The 19,271-nt window shown below is 71.1% G+C and carries 11 protein-coding genes; 4 read left to right on the forward strand and 7 right to left on the reverse strand.

Features of this window, described 5'->3' with window-relative positions:
- Window positions 1-196 precede the first annotated feature (196 nt).
- Complete coding sequence (locus RIN75_RS12390) at window positions 197-619, reverse strand: SgcJ/EcaC family oxidoreductase (RefSeq protein WP_309112007.1); 423 nt, start codon at window positions 617-619, stop codon at window positions 197-199.
- Window positions 620-1,303: 684 nt separating this feature from the next.
- On the opposite strand from RIN75_RS12390, the gene RIN75_RS12395 reads away from it, so the two are divergent.
- Window positions 1,304-5,344, forward strand: a complete 4,041-nt coding sequence (locus tag RIN75_RS12395) for a tetratricopeptide repeat protein (RefSeq protein WP_309112008.1) — start codon at window positions 1,304-1,306, stop codon at window positions 5,342-5,344.
- 250 nt (window positions 5,345-5,594) lie between these two features.
- Here RIN75_RS12395 and RIN75_RS12400 read toward each other — a convergent pair whose 3' ends face one another.
- Both RIN75_RS12400 and RIN75_RS12405 read right to left on the reverse strand, forming a co-directional pair.
- Entirely contained in the window at window positions 5,595-6,362 is a 768-nt protein-coding gene (locus tag RIN75_RS12400) for an RHS repeat-associated core domain-containing protein (RefSeq protein ID WP_309112116.1), read from the reverse strand.
- A gap of 1,234 nt (window positions 6,363-7,596) precedes the next feature.
- Window positions 7,597-8,115, reverse strand: coding sequence for a hypothetical protein (locus RIN75_RS12405; RefSeq protein ID WP_309112009.1), 519 nt, complete (start codon window positions 8,113-8,115; stop codon window positions 7,597-7,599).
- A gap of 341 nt (window positions 8,116-8,456) precedes the next feature.
- Between RIN75_RS12405 and RIN75_RS12410 the strand changes: the two genes are divergently transcribed.
- The gene (locus RIN75_RS12410; RefSeq protein ID WP_309112010.1) at window positions 8,457-9,638 is read left to right on the forward strand and encodes a Cmx/CmrA family chloramphenicol efflux MFS transporter; all 1,182 of its coding nucleotides are present in this window, start codon (window positions 8,457-8,459) and stop codon (window positions 9,636-9,638) included.
- Between the two features lie 93 nt (window positions 9,639-9,731).
- On the opposite strand, the gene RIN75_RS12415 is transcribed toward RIN75_RS12410, so the two are convergent.
- Window positions 9,732-13,253, reverse strand: coding sequence for a S8 family serine peptidase (locus RIN75_RS12415; RefSeq protein WP_309112011.1), 3,522 nt, complete (start codon window positions 13,251-13,253; stop codon window positions 9,732-9,734).
- Window positions 13,254-13,420: 167 nt separating this feature from the next.
- Between RIN75_RS12415 and RIN75_RS12420 the strand changes: the two genes are divergently transcribed.
- Window positions 13,421-15,514, forward strand: coding sequence for a M14 family zinc carboxypeptidase (locus RIN75_RS12420; protein WP_309112012.1), 2,094 nt, complete (start codon window positions 13,421-13,423; stop codon window positions 15,512-15,514).
- 24 nt (window positions 15,515-15,538) lie between these two features.
- Here the strand turns inward: RIN75_RS12420 and RIN75_RS12425 are convergent, their stop codons facing one another.
- Complete coding sequence (locus tag RIN75_RS12425) at window positions 15,539-16,603, reverse strand: helix-turn-helix transcriptional regulator (RefSeq protein WP_309112013.1); 1,065 nt, start codon at window positions 16,601-16,603, stop codon at window positions 15,539-15,541.
- Window positions 16,604-16,724: 121 nt separating this feature from the next.
- Between RIN75_RS12425 and RIN75_RS12430 the strand changes: the two genes are divergently transcribed.
- Window positions 16,725-17,438 carry a hypothetical protein gene (locus RIN75_RS12430; RefSeq protein ID WP_309112014.1) on the forward strand — a complete coding sequence of 238 codons (714 nt, stop codon included), beginning with the start codon at window positions 16,725-16,727 and terminating at the stop codon, window positions 17,436-17,438.
- 113 nt (window positions 17,439-17,551) lie between these two features.
- On the opposite strand, the gene RIN75_RS12435 is transcribed toward RIN75_RS12430, so the two are convergent.
- A complete protein-coding gene (locus RIN75_RS12435; RefSeq protein WP_309112015.1) occupies window positions 17,552-17,983 on the reverse strand; it encodes a hypothetical protein in 432 nt (143 codons plus the stop codon).
- Between the two features lie 5 nt (window positions 17,984-17,988).
- Window positions 17,989-19,197, reverse strand: coding sequence for a hypothetical protein (locus RIN75_RS12440; RefSeq protein ID WP_309112016.1), 1,209 nt, complete (start codon window positions 19,195-19,197; stop codon window positions 17,989-17,991).
- Window positions 19,198-19,271: the final 74 nt, after the last annotated feature.

A 19,271-nucleotide genomic window follows, 5' to 3' on the forward strand; every position in this document is an offset into this window, starting at 1 on the left:
CACGGAGTACGGCCACCGCGTCCGGCGACCACACCCCGCGCCCGGCCCGGCTCGATCTGGAACAGCGCGGTGACCGCACCATCGAGGGCGTCGCCGCGCGGCACCTGCTCGCCGTGACCAACGCCACCCGGGACAAGCAGGCCACCGGCCGATCCGTCACCCGATCACCGATCGCCTACCTGCACTGATCAGGATCTCACCGACGTGGTTCGGCGGGGCTGTTCTGATAGGCGGCGAGCAGCCACCGTCCGTCCCGCTTGACCACCACCCACGAGGCATGCACCGCTCGTTCCGGGGAGGGCTTCGTCTCGCCGGGGGCGAGCACACCACCCGACGTGATCACCACTCCCCAGTCCGGGGCGAAGAAGCGCACGTGGATCGGTTCGCCGGTCACCCTGGTGCCGCGGTAGGCGCCGGCGAACGCGTCCTGCATGAAGGAGGAAATCTCACCCCTACCCTTCTTGAACACACCGGGGAGAATCATCGTACCATTATCGGTGAACACCTCGGAAAAGGCGACGTGGTCATGCTTTTCCCACGCCGCCACAACTCGATTCATAACTGCTGCGACGGCACTCTGATCGCCCGCCGACAAGGCGACACCAACATCGACTGCCACTATCCCGACCTTTCTGGAGGAAGCGTCCATCGGAGTGCCCGGAATCATGGGCATAATTCCACGATGACAGCACGAATGGGGGTCGCACACCTTCGAAGATGCGATTTTCGAAAATTTCGATCGCCGCCGTCCGGAGGGCGACGTCACCCGCTCCGCCGCACCCACGGCGGCACCGGGCTTCACACTGCCGGTACCACCACGCCCGACCATCTGCCGCAGGTGCTTGAACCAATGCCTCGGTGAAGTGCCTCTTGCCGCCCTGGCGGGCGGGTCGAGGTAGCGGCCGATGATGGCGCGGATCAGGCGGTGGACGCAGGCGGCGCAGACGCGCCCGGTGGGCGAAGTCCTGGGCAGCGTCACGCCGGCGCGGACGCATTCGGCACACCGCGACCCTCAAAAGTCGCCGCCGGCTCCCCGGCCGACGACTCGGATGCGTCAGCCCTCGGGGAACTCGATGGCCGAGGGCGGAGTGGAGGTGGCCGAGGACTTCCAGTGCGTAGGCGGCGAAGTAGGTGCTGCCGTAGCCGCGGTGACACCAGGCAATGTCGTGATCGACCCACAGTCACACGGAACGTCACGCGTCTCGATACTGTGATGACCTGAACGCGTTCGAGGGGGCGGGGTGATCGGGGGGTGGCGGATCGGCTCTTTGTGGATCTTGACGCCGTTGAGTCGGATCGGCCGTTGAGTGGAGCCGAGCTCGAGGATTTGCGCTGGTACCTCGAGGACTACCTGCGGGCGCCGTACGGGGTGTACGAAACCATGGGTGCTCGGATCGCCGATCTGCTCCCCGCATGGGGCGAGAACATGTTCACCGCCCTGTTCGGGTCCGGTGCGGGGCGGGAGGCGTATCTGGGGTTTCGGACGCGGGCCGTGGGCGAGTTGGAGATCGTGTTGTGCTCGGGGGCGCCGCGGCGGTTGGGGATGCCGTGGGAGTTGCTCCGCGACCCGCACCTGCCCAGGCCGTTGGCGTTGGACGGGGTGCGGTTCACGCGGACGCTTCCGGGGCAGCACCGGGGCGACCCGTTCGTCGTCCAGGGGCAGAGCCTGCGGGTGCTGATGGTGATCGCCCGCCCGCGCGGGGCCTCGGACGTGGGCTACCAGATGATCGCCCGCCCGTTGCTGCGCCGGCTGGCGGTGGTGCGCGGCCCGGTGGAGTTGGAGGTGCTGCGCCCGCCGACGCTGGAAGCGTTGCGTTCGGCGTTGCACGCCGCCCAGCGGGCCGGCAGGCCCTTCCAGGTCGTGCACTTCGACGGGCACGGCGCGCTGACCGGCGAAACCGGGGTGCTGCACTTCGAAAAGCGCAGCGAACCCGCTCAGCGGGTCGCCGAGGTGCTCAACGAGGCGAACGTGCCGGTCGTCGTGCTCAACGCGTGCCAGTCCGGGGCGCTCGGCAAGCACCTGGAAGCGGCCGTGGCCACCCAACTCCTCGCCGGCGGCGCGATGGCCGTGGTCGCCATGGCCTACAACGTGTACGCGGTGGCCGCGGCCGAATTCATGACGGCCTTCTACGAGCGGCTGTTCACCGGCGGCACGATCGGCGACGCCGTGCGCGCGGGCCGGGCGCGCCTGGCGCAGCGGCCGGGGCGCCCCAGCCCGAAGGGCGAGCTGCCGCTGGAGGACTGGACCGTCCCGGTGCTCTACGCGCGCTGTGACGTCCGGTTCCCGCACCTGCGCGCGCGGCCCGAGGTCGAGGCGGGACCGTCGTTGCCGGACGCCCTGGACCGCCTCCGCACCCGGCACCCCGACCGGCAGGACGACCCGCTGGACCCCGCCGAGCAGTTCGTCGGCCGGGACAGCCTGTTCCACGCGCTGGAGACGGCCGCGGGCACGAGTCGGGTGATCCTGCTGCACGGCCCGGCCGGCACCGGGAAGACCGAGCTGGCCAAGGCTTTCGGCCGCTGGTGGCGCGACACCGGCGGCGTCGACCGGCCGGAGTGGGTGCTGTGGCACTCCTTCGAGCCCGGCGCCGGGTCCTTCGGCCTGGCGGGCCTGATCTCCGCGATCGGGTTGCGCGCCGCGGGCCCCGACTTCGCCGTCCACGACCCGGACCGGCGCCGCGAGTTGGTCCACGACCTGTTGCGCACCAACCGTTTCCTGCTGATCCTGGACAACTTCGAGTCGGTCCGCTCCATGGCCGACCCCGCCGCTCCCCCGGTTGACGCCACCGAGCTGAAGACCTTCCTGGAGCAGGTCGCCGACGGTCGCAGCACCGTGCTGATCACCAGCCGGACCGCGGAGGACTGGTTGGGAGACCTGCGCCGGATCAAGGTCGGCGGGCTGACCCGGGACGAGGCCGTCGAGTACGCCGACCAACTGCTCGCGCCCCTGCCCGCCGCCACGCTCCGGCGCGCCGACCCCGCGTTCGGCGATCTGCTGGAGTGGCTGCACGGCCACCCGCTGAGCATGCGCCTGACCCTGCCGCACCTGGAGGTCGCCGACGCCGCGACCCTGCTGTCCGGCCTGCGCGGGACCGTCCCCCTGCCCGAAGTGCCGGGCACCGAGGGGCGGTTGCCGGCCGGCATCGCGTACTCGATCAACCACCTCGACGCCGTCGACCGCCGCCTGCTGGTCGCGGTCGGGCTGTTCGACAGCCTGGTCGTCTCGGACATGCTCGCCGCGTTCTCCAAGATCCGCACGACCCCGCAGCGGTTCCGCGGCGTCGACGGCGGCGGGTGGACCGCGACACTGGACCGGGCCGCCCACGTCGGGCTGCTGACCACGCTCGGTGTCGGCGCGTACGGCGTCCACCCGGCGTTGCCCGCCTACCTCGCCGAACAGTGGCGCGCCGAGGACCCCGACGGCTACCCGGAACAACGCGCCGCCGCGGAACGCGCGCTGCTCGACGCCTACACCGCCTTGTGCGCGTTGATGGGCAAGGAGGTCCGGTCTCGCACGGCCGCCGAGAGCTACCAGGTCATCCGGCTGCACAGCAGGATGCTGCGCCACCTGCTCGGCTACGCCGTCGACCACCGCCTGTGGTCGCACGCGGGAACGATCTTCTCCGCCCTCAAGCAGTTCTGGGACCGCCGCGGTCTGACCGCGGAGACCCGCGCCTGGACCGAGCGCATGATGCTCGCGCTGAGGCCACCGGACGAGCCGCCACCACCGCTCGACGAGTTCTCCGGGAAGGTGTGGCTGCTCCTGGTCGATGCCCGAGCCGACGACCTGACCCGCACCGGCCAACTCGACGCCGCCGAAGCCCTGTGCGCCGAAGCGCTCGACCTGCTCACCACCGGCGACCGGGACGCCGTGAAAGGCGACGGCCTCACCGGCATCTACTACCGCCTCGGCCAGTTGGCGCAGCAGCGCGGGCATCGGGAGTCGGCGGAACGGTGGCACCGCGAAGCCCTAGCCATCCACGAAGCGACCGGCGACCGGCTCGGCATGGCCATGGCGCTGACCGAACTCGGCGGTATCGCAAGGCAATGGGCGCGCTGGGACGAAGCGGAGCACCACCTCACCAGGTCCCTCGCCTTGCGGGAGGAGTTGGGCGACCGGCGCGGCATGGCCCTCACCCTCGACAAACTCGGCGATGTGGCCCAGGCCCTGGGACACTGGGACGACGCCGAGGACCGCTATCGCAAGGCTCTCGACGCCATGGCCGAACTGGGCGACCTCGACGGCCGCGGCCGCGCGTACCACCACCTCGGCATGGTCGCGATCCGGCGCATGCGGTTCGACGTGGCCGCGCAGTGGTTCCACCAAGCCCTTGAGATCGCCGAGCAGCTGAACGACCGACGCGCACGGGCAGCCGCGTACCACCAGCTCGGCATGGTGGCCCAGGTGCGCGGCCAGTTCGACGCCGCCGAGCAGTGGTACCACCAATCCTTCGAACTCAAGCAGCAACTCGGCGACCGGCCCGGCACGGCCACGTACTACCAGGCACTCGCAACCCTGGCGATGCAACGCAAGCAGCTCGACAACGTCGTGTCGCACATGCGACAAGCGGTCACCATCTGGGAGGAGCAAGGCGATCAGCGCAACATAGCCAGCTCGAACCTCCTCCTGGGACAGGCGATGCAGGAGCACGGGCGCTGGGACGAGGCTGAGCGGTACATCCGCCAGGCCATCGCGGTCCAAGAGAAGCTGAACGACCACGTGCCCATGGCCGCCGCCTACGGAATGCTGGGCCGGATCGCCGGCGACCGGGGCGACCTGGACGGCGCGCTGGAGTGGAGCATCCGCAGCATCGCGCTGTTCAACCAGTTGCCGCACCAGAGGATCACCCCGGCACACCACCAATTGGCGCACCTGGACCGACGGCTCGGCAGGCCCGCGCTGGCCCGACGCTGGACGGAGATCGTCGGCAGCCCACTACCGGGGCGAGTACAGGACTTTCTGGAGTCATTGGTCCAAGGAGGACAGTTGAGTCAGCAGGAACCGTTGAACGGCAGCACGATCGGCCGCAGCGCACGAGCCGCAGCCCGGCGACTCGCCACCAACCACGGCCCCGAAGTGGAGGCCCAGGTCGAAGCCGCCCTCTACGCCCGAAGCACCAAGCAGTACTTCGACCCGATCGCGCTCGGTTCCCTGATCGTCAGCGTCGCCACGCTGGCGTGGACCGTCTACACCGACCTGCGCAAGAAGACACCGCAACCGCCACGGGACACCATCGCCGAACTGGTCCGGGCCGAGCTGAACTCCGACGACCTGCCGCCGGCCGACCTGGACAAGATCATCGACCTGGTCGTGGAAGAGATGACCAAAGACACCGACGACTGACGGTCCCACACGCCGACCTCCGGACGCGAACCCGGTCTCCGACCGGGTCCGTTTCACTTCTCTGCCAGTTCACCAGCGGTGTCCGACCGGCGGCCGGCCGGGAGGTCCTTGGTCACGGCGCGGAGCAGGTCGGCGGCGGCCCGCTGCGCCCGCCCCTCCGGCACCACCTCCAGCAACGCGACGAGTTCGAGCAGCCGGTACCGGTCGAACGCCGAGAAGAACGCCGCAAGGTTCGGGTTCCACTGGCTGTTCAACCGCAACAGCACCTCGTCGCCCTCGACGTCGACCAGTACGGGCCGGCCGTCGTGCTCGTCCACCGTCCAGTACGGCAGCGAGCCGACCACACGACGCAACCGGTCGACCATGTCCTCGTACTCGCGCCGTTCCCGCCAGTCCATGATCGTTCCCCTTCCGTCAGCGTCGGACGCGCCGTGGCCGAGCGTCCGCGGCGGCCGGGGAGAGCCGCCGATTCCACTCGAACACAAGTTCGATTCCACGTCAAGTCGACCAGGGGCGTCGCCACCGCAGTCCTTCGCCGGCAGCGGCGTGGGCACGAAGGACGACAGCCAGAGGCGATGGCGGAGACGCTCGGCGAGTCCGCGGAACAGTTCCTGATCGGCGATGGCGGTCGGATCCGGCTTCCCGGCGTGCGTCCGCGACGCAATCGGCCACGACGTCCAACGGCCCGTCCAAATAGACCGCCCGACCATCCGCGTGCGCATATCTCGTCGGCGACGTTGAGGTTGTAGACGGCCTTGGCGTAGTTCCCGGTCGCCGCGTAGGCCACGGCGGACACCGCGCCCGCCACCGCCCCGATCGGGCCCGGGATGTAGGAGACGACCTCGGCGACCTTGGCCACCACGTTGGCGATCTTCTTCAGCCAACCCCACCGGCCGTCGAGGTCGGCGCAGTTGACCGGGTCGCCCGCGCGGTAGTCGTAGGCCGAGGCGTTGCCGCCCTCCTCGGGGTCGGGCTGCCAGAACCGGCCCGTGCCCGGGTGGTACAGCCGGACGCCCATGAGGACGACCCCGCCGAGGGCTTCGGCCGAGCGCTGCTTGCCGCCCAGCGGTGTAGCGGGTCAGGCGGCCGAGGCGGTCGAACTCGCGGGTCAGCTTCGTGCCGTCGGCGAACTTCGTGGTCGTCGCGTCGCCGGACACCGGGTCGTAGTCGGTGCCGACCTCCCCGATCGCCTCGCCGAGGTCGCCGGTGATGCGGGTGCCGGTCAGCCGATCGGCCGCGTCGTAGGTGTTGACCGTGGTGCGGGTCTTGCCCGCGACGGTCTCCGTGATGCGGTCCGGCTCGCCGAACCGGGTGTAGGACTCGACGCGGCGCACCGGGACCTCGCCGACCATGCGGGCGGCGTCGTGGCCGGTGATCGCCCCGGCCGCGCGCACGACGCACGCCTGGCCGGCCCATTCGGGGCGGTTGCCGCACGCGGGGTCGTCGGGGTTGGCGCCCGCCGTGTAGAAGACCGAGCGCACCGTGCCGGCGTCCGAGCCGGTGGAGTCGATCTCGCGGGACTCGCGGGCCCGGCCCTGGTCGTCGTACTTGGTCGCGGCCTCCAGCGGTGCCGCGGTCTCGGCGGCGGTGATCACCTTGGTGGGCTTGCGCAGCACCCAGCCGGACACGCCGCCGTTGACCGGGCCGTACTCGTCGCGGTCCACGCGGACGTCCTGGTCGCCGTCCACGCCCACGACGCGCGCGCCGGTGCGGGTGGTCGTCGGCAGGCGGTAGGCGACGCCGTCGGGCTTGCCCTCGTCGTAGGTCGTCGTCGTCACCGCGCGGGCGTTGACCAGGCGGCTCGCGTCGTTCGCCAGCGCGATGCGGTGCAGCGGCCCGAGCGTTTCGAGGACGTCCAGGCCGTCGGCGCTGTACGTGCTGCGGCTGTCCAGCCACGTCGCCCGCAGGTGTTGGGGTCGCCGCTGCCGGCGGTGCCGAAGTCGAACTTCCACGGCAGGTCGCCGGGCTGGCCGATCTCGGTGACGTGGCCGGCGTCGTCGCTTTAGGAGGTCTTCAGCGGCTGGGCCAGGCGCGGGTCCCAGACCTCGCGCAGTCGGCCCTTGTCGTCGTAGGCGTACCGGACAGCGTCCACTTTGGACACCGTGCGGGTGGCCGGGCCACCCGACCGGGACGGGTCCACGCCGACCGCCGACCGCCGACCACCAGTCCTGCCGTTGGGCCGTCAGAGCGCGGGCGGTGCTCGTGTCCGTTGCCGCGTCCTGCTGAGGGCTCAATAGGGCTGCCTGCCGGGGTCAGGGGTCACTGGACGGCAGCGGCTTGGTGCAGTCCTCGCTGAAGGCGGCGAGAACGACGTCATCGGTTGCGTGGACAGGATCGATGTACGCGGGCTGCCCCGGCCGCAGGGCGCAGAACGTCACGTTTCCGGTGAAGCGATGAGGGTCCATGAGGATCGGTGCCACAGAGACGTATGCGGCCAAGCGCGTGCTCGGCATTTCACGGTTGGCTTGGTGGAGGGCAGCCCACGCGAAGGCCGCACCTCGCCGCAGCAAGGCCGCCGCGCGTGCCTCGCCCTCGTACGTCAGGTCGAGATCCGGGATGCCGCGCCCGTTGACGGCGATCTCGTAGTCCAGTGTCTCGCTGAACGTGGACCGCTCGCCGAAGTAGCTCTCGTACCAGGCTCTGAGGAGGACCGCGTCGTCGACGACCATCCAGCCGCGTTCGGCGACCGGGCCGAGGACAGGGGGCAAGTCCGCGCGAGTCAGGGTGTCGAACATGGTCCGGCCCGCGATCCGCGCGGCCTCGGTGCTCATCCATGCCATAGTCGGTCAACCGCCTCCAAGCGCGGGTCGGTGGAGGAGCCTCTCATGGACCAACCTCCTGCCGCACCGGCGATTCGAACTTGCTCACCTGACCAGCACCACAGGCCGGTGTCGGTGAAACCCGGGTGCTTCGACCGGCGCGGGTCGGGTAGCGTGCGGGGCATGTCGAGTCCCGAGTCGGACGAGGTGGGGGCTTTCGGTCACGCCGTCAGCCCCCTGAACCGCTGAACCCCTAGCCCCGCACCGCTTTCCGCGGTGGAACGGGTGTGCGCTCAGGGCTGGCCGCGGTGACGAGAAGACCTTCTCCTCATCTCCTCACCTCGGAGCACTCGATGCCTCTCCCCCTGTACCTGCTCGCCCTGGCGGTCTTCGCCATGTGCACCTCGGAGTTCATGCTCGCCGGCCTCCTGCCGGACATCGCCTCCGACCTCGACGTCACAGTCGGGACAGCAGGCGTCCTCACCTCGGCCTTCGCCATCGGCATGGTCGTCGGCGCCCCGCTGGTGGCGGCGCTCGCCCGCAACTGGCCCCGGCGCTCCAGCCTTCTCGGGTTCATCGTCGCTTTCGCGGCGGCTCACGCCGTGGGTGCCATCACCACGAGCTTCCCCGTCCTGTTCGCCACCCGGGTCGTCGCCGCGCTCGCGAACGCCGGTTTCCTCGCCGTTGCCCTGACCGCTGCGGCCACGCTGGTCCCGCCCGACCGGAAGGGACGGGCGCTGGCCGTGCTGCTGTCGGGCACGACCGCGGCCACGGTCGCGGGTGTCCCCGGCGGGTCGGTCCTCGGCGCGGTGTTCGGCTGGCGGGCGACGTTCTGGGCGGTGGCCGCTCTCTGCCTGCCGGCGGCACTCGGCATCCTGAAAGGGATTCCGGCGGGACGTGAGGACAACCCCGCGACCGGCCGTCCGGCGCTGCGAGCGGAACTCGGTCAGCTCACCCGGCCGCGGTTGGTCCTGGTGATGCTGCTCGGCGCGCTGGTGAACGCGGCCACCTTCGCGAGCCTCACCTTCCTCGCCCCCGTCGTGACCGGCGCCGGACTGGGCGAGTTGTGGATCCCCGTCGCCCTGGTGCTCTTCGGCGTCGGCTCCTTCCTGGGCGTCACCGTCGCCGGCCTGCTGTCCGACCGGCGTCCCGGTGCGGTCGTCGCGGTCGGCGGTCCGTTGCTGCTCATCGGCTGGCCGACCCTCGCGATGCTGTCCAAAGAGCCGGTCGCACTGCTCATCCTCGTGTTCGTGCAGGGCGCGCTGTCGTTCGCGCTGGGCAGCACGCTGATCACGCGGGTCCTCTACGAGGCCGCGCAAGCCCCCACCATGTCCGGCTCGTACGCGACCGCCGCGCTCAACGCGGGCGCCACCGCCGGCCCCGTCATCGCCGCCGCCACCCTCGGCACCGAAGCCGGAAACCTCGGCCCGCTCTGGGCAAGCGGACTCCTCGTCGCGGTGGCGCTGCTCATCGCGTTCCCCTTCCTCAACGTCATCACGGCCGACCGGAGCACCGAGCCGGTCGGCTCCCGCTGACGGCGCTGTCACCCCGCGCTGGGCGATCGCCCCGGGGGGCACGGAAGCCACCGGTGGCGGGTGGGCCGCACAGGACGGCCCACCCGCACCGACTCAGCGGAACCTGGCGCGCACCGAGTGGCGGGCGACTTCCCGGTCACCGTCCACCAAGCGCGTGACGATGGTCTTGGCACCCGACCCGTAGGTCGCGGTGTCGAAGGTGAACCGCCAGGTCGACACGCCCTCGGCCGGGCGCCAGGCGTCCGGGACCGGTGTCCGGTTGCGGTCGACGATTTGCCATTGCACCTGGGCCCGGGGTGTCACGGTGAACTCGCTCGACGCCGCCTGCGAGGTCGTGCGGTCCTGTGTGGCGCGCGCGTACAGCGTGTGCCTGCCCGGTGTCAGGGTGCCCAGCGGCGCGGTCCACGTGCCCGTCCTGCCGTCCAGGGTGGCCTCGATCGGCGAGCCGAAGTCCGGGTCGTCCACGGACACCTCGACGCGTCGCAGGGTCGGGTGGTCGCCCGCGCCGGTCGGGTCGTCGCCGAGGTCGGGGAAGGCGTAGCCGCCGCCCGCGACGACCTTGTCGCCCTCGGCCACCGACGAGCCGGCCGCCGGTTCGGTGATCGTCACGCCGAACTCCAAGCCCGTGGGCGGCAGCGCGGCGGGTCGGATGCGCACCTTCGACGCGTGCGCGCCCTCGAAGCCGAACGCCCACGAACGCGCGCCGAGCAACTGGACCTGGAAGGTCAGGTGCTCCCCGGTGAACGCGGGACGGGTGGTCTCGAAGGAGAACACGTACCTGGTCCAACACCCCTCGCCGAGCGTGGCGCACACCGCGCCGCCGGGACCGCCTGCCGTCACGGGCCGGATGGGGCCGACGCCGGTGCCGATCTCCCGGTCGGTGGCCATCAGGACGCCGGTGGGACGGACCGCGGACGGCGTCTCGCCCGCCAGGTACAGCTCGACCTCCACCTTCGAGCCCCGGGGCAGCGGCGCGGACAGCGTCTCGGCGGACGGGAAGATGCCCAGGGGCCGGTAGGCGGCGACCACGCTGGTCACCCTGGAGTCGAAGCACGGTTCCAGGTCGCCGGTGCGGTCGGTGGTGTCGAGGTAGTGCTCGTTGTCGGTCGTGCCGCACGCGGCGCTCGGGTCGGCCGCGGTGTCCCGCCGGTGCAGGTACAGCGTCAGCGGGTTGTCCGAGCCCAGGACCTGCGCGGGCGCTTCGGGCGCGACCTTGCGCAGCGCGGCCAGCGATCCCTCCACAGTGGACACTTCGGCCGTGGTCAGCGCCGTGGTGGCCGCGCTGTCCCGCGTGCCGTCGCCGTCGCGGTCGTAGCCGCCGTACACGCCGTCGCGGACGGCGCGGTCGAGCGCGAAGAACTCGTCCTCGAACGACCGGTCCGGCATGGTGCGGCGGCCCAGCAGCACGTCCACCGCCCGCCGAGCGCTCTCCGGGGTCGCCGCGCCGTAGCCCTCGAACAGCACGTTCGACTCGCCCGCGTAGGGGGCGGTGAGCGGGTACGGGTACGTCGACGGCGTGTTGTCGGTGTTGAGCGGGTAGGCGGTCTTGAGCACCGCTTCCCGCAACTCGGCGCGGGTGAGCTTGCCGTCGGCGAGCTGGTCGCTGTGCTCGACCGGCACGCCCTGCGCGACGACCTGTCCCGCCTTCTGCCCGGCCTGGCCGTCGCCCACCGCGCGGCGGACCTCGGTCAGCACGGTGCCGAAGACGCCCGCGGTGTACGGCGTCGCGGCGGACGTGCCGCCGAACGCGCACTGGCCGACCGTGCCGGTGCGGCAGGCCGACGGCAGGTTCCCGTCGCCCCACGACGACAGGTGCACGGGGATGCCGTCACCGACCACAGCGCGCTGGTTGTCGCGGCGCAGCGCGCCGACGGTGATGTTCCAGTCCGGGCCGGTCTGGTCGGAGCCGTACGTGCTGATCGGCACGTCGAACGCGTTGCCCACGCCGTTGCCCGCGGCGAACAGCGTGGTCTGGCCGCGCTCGGCCGCCGTCCTGGTGTCCGCGTTGGGCCCGACGACCGGTCCCAGCGGCAGGCCGCCGACGTAGCCGAAGCTGTTGGAGCTGATGTCCACCCACGGCATCGCCGCGGCGGGGGTCTCGTCCAGCGCCTCCACCACGACCAGCAGGCAGGTCGGGCAGTAGCCGTAGCGGTTGCCCACCGACACCGACGCCGAACCGCTGCCGTGCCCGTTGTCGTCGAGGATCGGGTGCGGGTCGTCGCCGGAGGTCACGCCGGTCGAGCCGCCCGCGTCCACGGCGCCGACGATCTTGGTGCCGGGGATCCAGTGCAGCTTGCCGGCCTCGATGGTGGTGTTGCCGTCCCACAGCGGCTTGTCCTCGGCGGGCAGGTAGCCCTTGCCGTGCGTGATGGGCAGCGCCTTGGCGTCGGCCGGGTAGCCGGGGATGTACTCGGCCGGGTGGCGGGTGAAGTTCGCGGTCAGCGCCAGGACGTCCGGGTCGGGGTAGGTCTGGGCGGAGAACTCCAGGTGGTACGGGTTGATGCCGGTGTCGTTGATCGCGACGACGGTGACCGGCGTGGTGTTCTGCGGCAGCCGGGCCGGGTCGGCGACCAGCACGGACGTCGTCTGCCGGCGTTCGAGGCCCGCGCCGTCGGCGGCCTTCGCCGTGACCAGGTGCCGGCCTTCGGGCAGCGTGACCACGGCCTCGGCGCCCGGCGCGTCGAGGACGCCGTCGGAGTCGGTGTCCCAGCCGGTGCTCACCGGGCCGGTGCCGCCGCTGACGGTGGCGCGCAGCAGCTGCCGCTGCCCGAGCTGGAAGGTGTAGGGGCCGCCCGCCGACACCGAGGGCCGGGGGTCGGGCCGCTGGGTGCCGGTGACCACGACGGTCACCGTGTCGGCGACGGTGGAGAACTTGTCGACGGCCACGGTCCACCGGCCCGCGTCGATCCCGCCCGCCACCGCGGCGCTCTCGGTGGTGCCCGGGGCCGCGCCGCCGCTGCTCGCGCGCTGCGTGCCGTCGGGGTCCAGGACGCGCAGGTCGTAGTCGTTCACGCCCGCGGTCCACGACACGTCGACCTTCAGGCCGGTCACGTCGACGGGCACGTCGACGTCGAAGCGCAGCGAGTCGCTGCCCAGCGCGCCCGGCGTGGTGTCCTGCTGGGTGGTCTTGAGCAGCTCCAGGGTCCGCGCGGTGCGGACGGCGACCTTGACGGTGTCCGTGGCGGTGGCGCCGGTCGAGTCCGTGACCTGGAGCGACACCTCGTGGTCGCCGTCGGGCAGGCCCGTGGTGTCGAGCTGCGCGGTCGGCGCGTCGGCTCCCTCCAGCGTGCCCGCCGACGTGCGCCACGCGAACGTGTACGGCGCCGCGCCGCCGAAGCCGGAGCCGAGCAGGGTCGCCTTCTCGCCGGGACCGGCCAGGGGGCTGTCACCCGCGTCGGCGACGAGCCGGTCGGGTTGCGGTGCCGTCCCGCCTGGTGAGGCCGTGCCGGTCACCTCAACGCGGCCGGACAGCGGTCCGCCGACCGCTCCGTCCTTGACCTGTTGACCGCCCACCGTGCTGATCTCGACACCGCCGGCGGTCGCCGTGGCCGGGACCCCGGACGCCACCAGGGCGGCCAGCACGAATGGCGCCACCACTACCGGTCTGGATCTCAAGGCCGCCTCCTGTTCGTCGTGTGCGCACCGGTAACGACCAACACCGAGTAATGGATACGCCCTGTCGAGTAACACCCGTTAGCGTGAATGGCGGCGTGGAGGTGGGGCGTAACGGCACGGCGAACCGATCGTTGAGCCGTCCACACCCCTGCCCAGGAGGAGCCACCGTGAACCACCGCTCCGCGTTCACCAGGCTGACGTTGACAGCGGCAGCCGCGACCGCCCTCGCCGTCACCGTCAGCCCGGCGCAAGGCGACACCACCACCGAGGCGTTCCCGGTCCAGCTGGTCACCGTGGACACCCCGACCCGATCCCACAAGGACCTGCTCACCGGGCTGGGCCTGGACCTGACCGAGCACGCGGGCCACGACTACGTCGAGGTCGTCCTGCACACCGCCGCCGACGCCGACGTGCTGCGCCGAGCCGGACTGACCTGGACCGTCCGCATCCCCGACATGGTCGCCCGCGAAGCGCAGATCAACGCCGCGAACAAGGCCTACGCCGACGCCACGGAGCGCTCGCCGCTGCCCAGCGGCCGCGACACCTACCGCACGCTCGCCGACTACGACAACGACCTGCGCCAGATCGAAGCGATGAAACCCGACATCGCCAGGGTGTTCGCCCTGCCGCACAAGTCCCTCGACGGCAACACCGTCCACGGCGTCGAACTGGGCCGCGACGTCCGGTCCGCCGAGGACGGCCGCCCGGTGTTCGCCATCATGGGTCTGCACCACGCCCGTGAGTGGCCCTCGGGCGAACACACCATCGAGTTCGCCTACGACCTGGTGCAGAACTACGGCAGCGACCCGCGCATCACCGGTCTGCTGGACAAGGCGCGCGTGCTGGTGGTGCCGGTGGTCAACGTCGACGGGTTCGACCGCTCCCGCACCGACGGCGCGCTGATCGACCTGCGCGAGGTCGACGACGGCGGCACGGCGTCGATCCTGGGCACGCCGGGCAACGCCTACAAGCGCAAGAACTGCCGCCTCGTCGACGGCCAGGACACCCCGGACGGCACGTGCGCGGTCGCGGGCGCCACCAGCCCCGGCGGCTTCGGCGTCGGCGTCGACCCGAACCGCAACTACGGCGGCTTCTGGGGCGGTCCCGGGGCGTCGGCCACCTTCGCCGACCCGACCTACCGCGGCGCGGGCCCGTTCAGCGAGCCGGAGACGCAGAACATCCGCGAGCTGGTCAGCACGCGGCAGGTGACCACGCTGATCACCAACCACACCTTCTCCAACCTGGTGCTGCGCCCCAACGGCGTCCACCCGACGACCATCGGCCCCGACGGGCTGCCGGTCGGCGACGCCCCGGACGAGGAGGCGCTCAAGGCGCTCGGCGAGCGGATGACCGCGCAGAACGGCTACCGCAACCAGCACGGCTGGGAGCTGTACGACACCACGGGCACCACCGAGGACTGGTCCTACAACGCCACCGGCGGCTTCGGCTACACCTTCGAGATCGGCCCGGACGAGTTCCACCCGCCGTTCCCGAAGGTCGTCGACGAGTACCTGGGCGCCGGGCAGCACGCGGGCAAGGGCAACCGCGAGGCGTACCTGGTCGCCCTGGAGAACGCGGTGGACACCGCGACGCACTCGGTGATCGCCGGCAAGGCCCCCGCGGGCGCGACGCTGCGGCTGCGCAAGGACTTCGCCACGCCCACGTGGTCGGGCGCGATCCGGGACGAGCTGAACACCAGCATGGTCGTCGGCCCGGCCGGCCGCTACACCTGGCACGTCAACCCCTCGACGCGGCCGGTGGTGCGGTCCAAGCAGTACCAGGTGGTCAACTCCGAGCCGCTCAAGCAAGAGGTGCTCACCGGCAGCACGCTCCCGCTCATGGAGACCACGCGGGAATTCACCGTCGACCGCCCGGCCGACCTGTTCGAAGCCGAGCTGGACTGGGCGACCCCGGACGACCTGGACCTGTACGCGTACCTGAAGAACGCGGACGGGTCGCTCACCGAGGTCGGCAAGTCCACGGCGTTCCTCGGCGTGAAGGACCGGGTCCTGCTGCAGAACCCGGCGCAGGGCACCTACGTGCTCAAGGTCGTCAACGCCTCCTCGGTCGCGCCGAACTGGACGCTGACCGCGTCGCTGTTCGACGCCGACACCGCGACCACCGGCGGCCTGGTCGAGAACTGGACGTTGACCTGCGAGAAGAACGGCAAGGTGCTGGAAACCGCGTCGGTCGTGGTCGAGCGCGGCCAGCAGGTCAAGGCCGACCTGAAGGCGTGCGCGGCGAAGTGGGCCACCGCCTGAGCCCAACGCGCCCAGGCGCTCCGGTCAGGGTGCGAGGGCGCCGGCGGAGATCAGCTCGCGGCGGCTGTGGACGCCGGTCTTGGCGAACACGGCCTTGAGGTGGTCCTGGACGGTGTACGGGGAGAGGCACAGCATCCGCGCGATCTCCCGGGTGGAGTAGCCGCGGGTCACGAGGCCGGCCACCTCGTGCTCGCGGTCGGACAGGCCGCTCGCCCTGAGCAGGAGTTCCCTGCGCGAACCGGGTGACGCCGAGTCCAGGACCACCGAGATGCGCAGCTCGGGTGAGCCGTGCAGCGGGGAGCCGTGCAGGGCCACCCAGCCGTGGGAGCGGGACGGTACGCGGGCACTCGCGGTCCGGGTGTCCGCCGGCTTCTCCCCGTGGGCCGCGCGGCGCGCCCGCGCGGCCACCGCCAACACCGACCAGGGCAGCCGACCGGTGGACGCGTCGACACCGCCGGGCAGTCCGGACATCCAGCGCTCGGCTTCCGCGGTCGCCGACACCACGTCGAGGTGTTCGTCCAGCAGCACCACCCCCGGTGCCTCATCGCGGGGCGAACAGGAGGCCGGGGCGGTGCGGAGCGCTCGCCTGGTGCCCCGCGCGAGCAGGGGTGCGATCCGGGCGAGGAAGTCGACCTCCTCCCCGTCGAACGGCCGGTTGGCCGTCGCCCGGTGCAGGGTGACGGCGCCCCAGCAGGTCGAGTTCTCCCGCAGCAAGGCGGTCAGCTCGTGCTCGGCGTCCTCGGCGGCGAGCAGGCTCCGGTAGGTCGACCAGCGACGCGGATCGCCCGGTGCGGCCTGCTCGGTGGTGCTCACGGTCGGGAGGTGGTGGATCGTGGCCGGGTCGTACCGGTCCTCGAGGTAGTCGGTGATGACCGGAACCTCGTGGTCGGCGACGGGCAGTTGCGCGTTGTAGTGCCCGGTGAGCAGCAGCGACACCGTGTCCAGCGTGTACCAGCACGGGAAGAAGTCGAACGGCACGACACGCCGGACCCACGTCGTGGCCGCCTGCCAGAACGACGTGAGTGCCAGGCCGGAGCCCGCCAGGCGGTCCAGCCCGTCGACCGCGCGGTCCGCCACGTCTGCCCGCACAGGGGGAGGGTAGGTCCGTCCCGCCCGGTCGGCCAGTTTCCGGCAAGGATCCCAGAGTCGTGGGATCGACCTCCGGCGTCCGGGGCTCCTAGCGTGACGCACGACTGCTGAAGGAGGCGTCATGCCCGAGGTGGACGAAATAGCCGACGGTGTCTACCGCATCGCCACGTTCGTCGAGGACGACGACCTGAGCCTGAACCAGTTCCTGATCCTCGACGACGAGCCGCTGCTGTTCCACACCGGCCCGAGGGCGATGTTCCGGGAAACCCTCGACGGCATCGCGCGCGTGCTCGACCCGGAGCGGCTGCGGTGGGTCTCGTGGTCCCATTTCGAGGCCGACGAGACCGGGGCGCTCAACGAGTTCCTGGAGTTCGCGCCCCACGCGCTGCCGGTGCACACCGAATTCGGGGCCGCGCTCAACGCCGACGACTTCGCCGTCAAGCCGACCCGCACCGTGCCGGACGGTGGAGCGGTGGACCTCGGCCGGCACCGGCTGCGCCTGCTCGCCACGCCGCACGTGCCGCACTGCTGGGACGCCGTCATGGCGTTCGAGACGACCACCGCGACGCTGTTCACCAGCGACCTGCTCGCCCAGCTCGGACACCGACCACCGGTCACCGACAGTGACGTGGTGGAACCCGCTCTGTCGCTGATGCGGGCGTTCCCGGACGTCATCCCGATCGGCGGCCACACCTTCGCCGCCCTCGACCGGCTCGTCGCGCTCGAACCCGCGACCCTGGCGATCCACCACGGCGGAGCCTGCAACGGCCACGCGACCCGGGCGCTCGTCGACTTCGGCACCGGCCTGCGGGACATGGCAGGAACACCACGATGACCACCACGGTCACGTCCCGCTCGGCGGCGGCGAGCGGCCCTCGGAACGATCGGGCGGCCGGTCGGCGGGGCTCGGGCCGGCGGTCGCGCCCGAACCCGCCGACGAAATCGGGGCTATCCCGAGGTGGTCTCGGCCGTGACGGCCTGGTCGGGGACGCCCGGTTCGGGTTCGGCCGGGGCTTCGGGCACGGTTCCCGTCACCTCGTAGAAGTACCCGTCCTGCGCCGACTGGTCCATGGCCTGGCGCACGGCGGCGACCACGGCGGCCTGGTCGATCGGGTTCACGGCGTTGCCGAGCGTGTTGGCCAGGAGAACGCCGGCGATGCTGGTGTTGCCCATCTGCGCCTGGATGTTCTGGCCCGGGCCCGCGCTCCACGGTCCCTGGTTGTCGATGCGGACGACGCCGTACTGGGAGATCGTCGTCCGTTGGCGCCACAGGTCGGCGTACTGGGCCAGCTCCAGCGCGGAGTCCATGTCGCGGATCTGCCTTTTGTTGGGCGCGGTCCGGTTCCTCATCTTCTCGCCCCGGGCGATGGTGATCGGCATGACGATCACCCGAACTGGGCCGACGAGGGTGTGACGATCACACCGAGCACGACTTCGACGCCGTCGGGCACCGTGGAGGTCACGCTCATCTGCCCCTCGTCGTTGAACGTGAAGTCGTGCTGCCAGCCGCCCGAGGACTCGGCTTCGAAGAACGGGAAGAACCCGACCTCCGCGGACGACTTGATCGACTCCTGCTGGCTGGAGTCGAACGTGGCCGCCGACTCGATGGTCACCGTCACGCCGCTGACCACCACGAGCGCCGTGGTCACGTACTGGAGGTTGCCGCTGGGCCCGAAGGTGCCCTGCCAGGTGGGCGGGTTCTGGTTCCAGACGTAGTAGTTGTCGTTCTGGTAGGCCAGGCTGATGGCCTCGCTGTCGTACCACGGCTGGTACTTCGACAGCAGCGGGTTGGTGCTGGGCTGCGCCAGGGGCCCGGTGACGAAGGTGACGAAGTGGTTGAACTTCGCCTGGATCTCGACGCCCGCCTGCGCCACCGTCGTGGTGAGCTTGTCCCAGTCGCCCGCCGAGTGGCCGAGGAAGAAGTCGACGGCGCCGCCGACCTCGCCGCTCGCCCACGTGTGGTTGACGTCGCTGGACTCCGTGGCGCTGTCCATGGTGACCTGCTTGCTCAACGGCGTGTTGTTGAGCTGGTTGTTCAGGTCCTCGATCGTGTTGCTGTACGCCTTGACGCCGCCGGTGCCGCCGCCCGCGTTCAGCCACATCTGCACCGCGACGGGCACGACGCCCTGCGACACCTGCTGGTACTCGGTGTACGCGGCCTGGCCCTGCCCGGGCGGCATGTTCAGCTGCTCCCACTGGTGGAACAGCTCGAGGATGCCGCCGGGGTTGGGGATGACCGGTGGCGGTGTCGAGTGCAGGTACTCCACCCACTGGGGGTAGTAGTCGCCCATGGTTCTCTGGAACTGGCCCGAGTCCTGGGGGATCAGGTTGTTGATCACCCCGCCGTAGGTCGCGGCGAAGCTGTTGTACTGCGTGGGGTTCCAGTAGTGGGTGAGGGAGACGGGCGGCACGGCGTCGAACGTCTGCCACAGCGCTTGGGACGTCGTGCCGAGCTGCATGAACCCTTGCGCCAGCTGGAAGGTCTGCGGGTCCAGGCCGCAGCCGGCGGTCACGGCGTTGTACCACTGCGCGGTGAGGGTGTTCATCGCCTGTGCCGCCGCCGAGTTCGAGGTCGTGGTGGTGGGGGCTGCCATCGTCGGCTCCGTTTCCGTGAAATGGGGGATCAGCCGATTCGACGGAAGCACGTTCCCTTGGATCGAGTCCGCGA

Source organism: Saccharothrix sp. (assembly GCF_031180885.1).
Lineage (GTDB): Bacteria > Actinomycetota > Actinomycetes > Mycobacteriales > Pseudonocardiaceae > Actinosynnema.

Excerpts from the sequence above, each read along its gene's own strand:
- RIN75_RS12430 (WP_309112014.1), top strand. The coding sequence starts at position 16,725 with ATGCCCGAGGTGGACGAAATAGCCGACGGTGTCTACCGCATCGCCACG.
- RIN75_RS12400 (WP_309112116.1), bottom strand. The coding sequence starts at position 6,362 with ATGGGCGTCCGGCTGTACCACCCGGGCACGGGCCGGTTCTGGCAGCCC.
- RIN75_RS12405 (WP_309112009.1), bottom strand. The coding sequence starts at position 8,115 with ATGAGCACCGAGGCCGCGCGGATCGCGGGCCGGACCATGTTCGACACC.
- RIN75_RS12435 (WP_309112015.1), bottom strand. The coding sequence starts at position 17,983 with ATGCCGATCACCATCGCCCGGGGCGAGAAGATGAGGAACCGGACCGCG.
- RIN75_RS12410 (WP_309112010.1), top strand. The coding sequence starts at position 8,457 with ATGCCTCTCCCCCTGTACCTGCTCGCCCTGGCGGTCTTCGCCATGTGC.
- RIN75_RS12440 (WP_309112016.1), bottom strand. The coding sequence starts at position 19,197 with ATGGCAGCCCCCACCACCACGACCTCGAACTCGGCGGCGGCACAGGCG.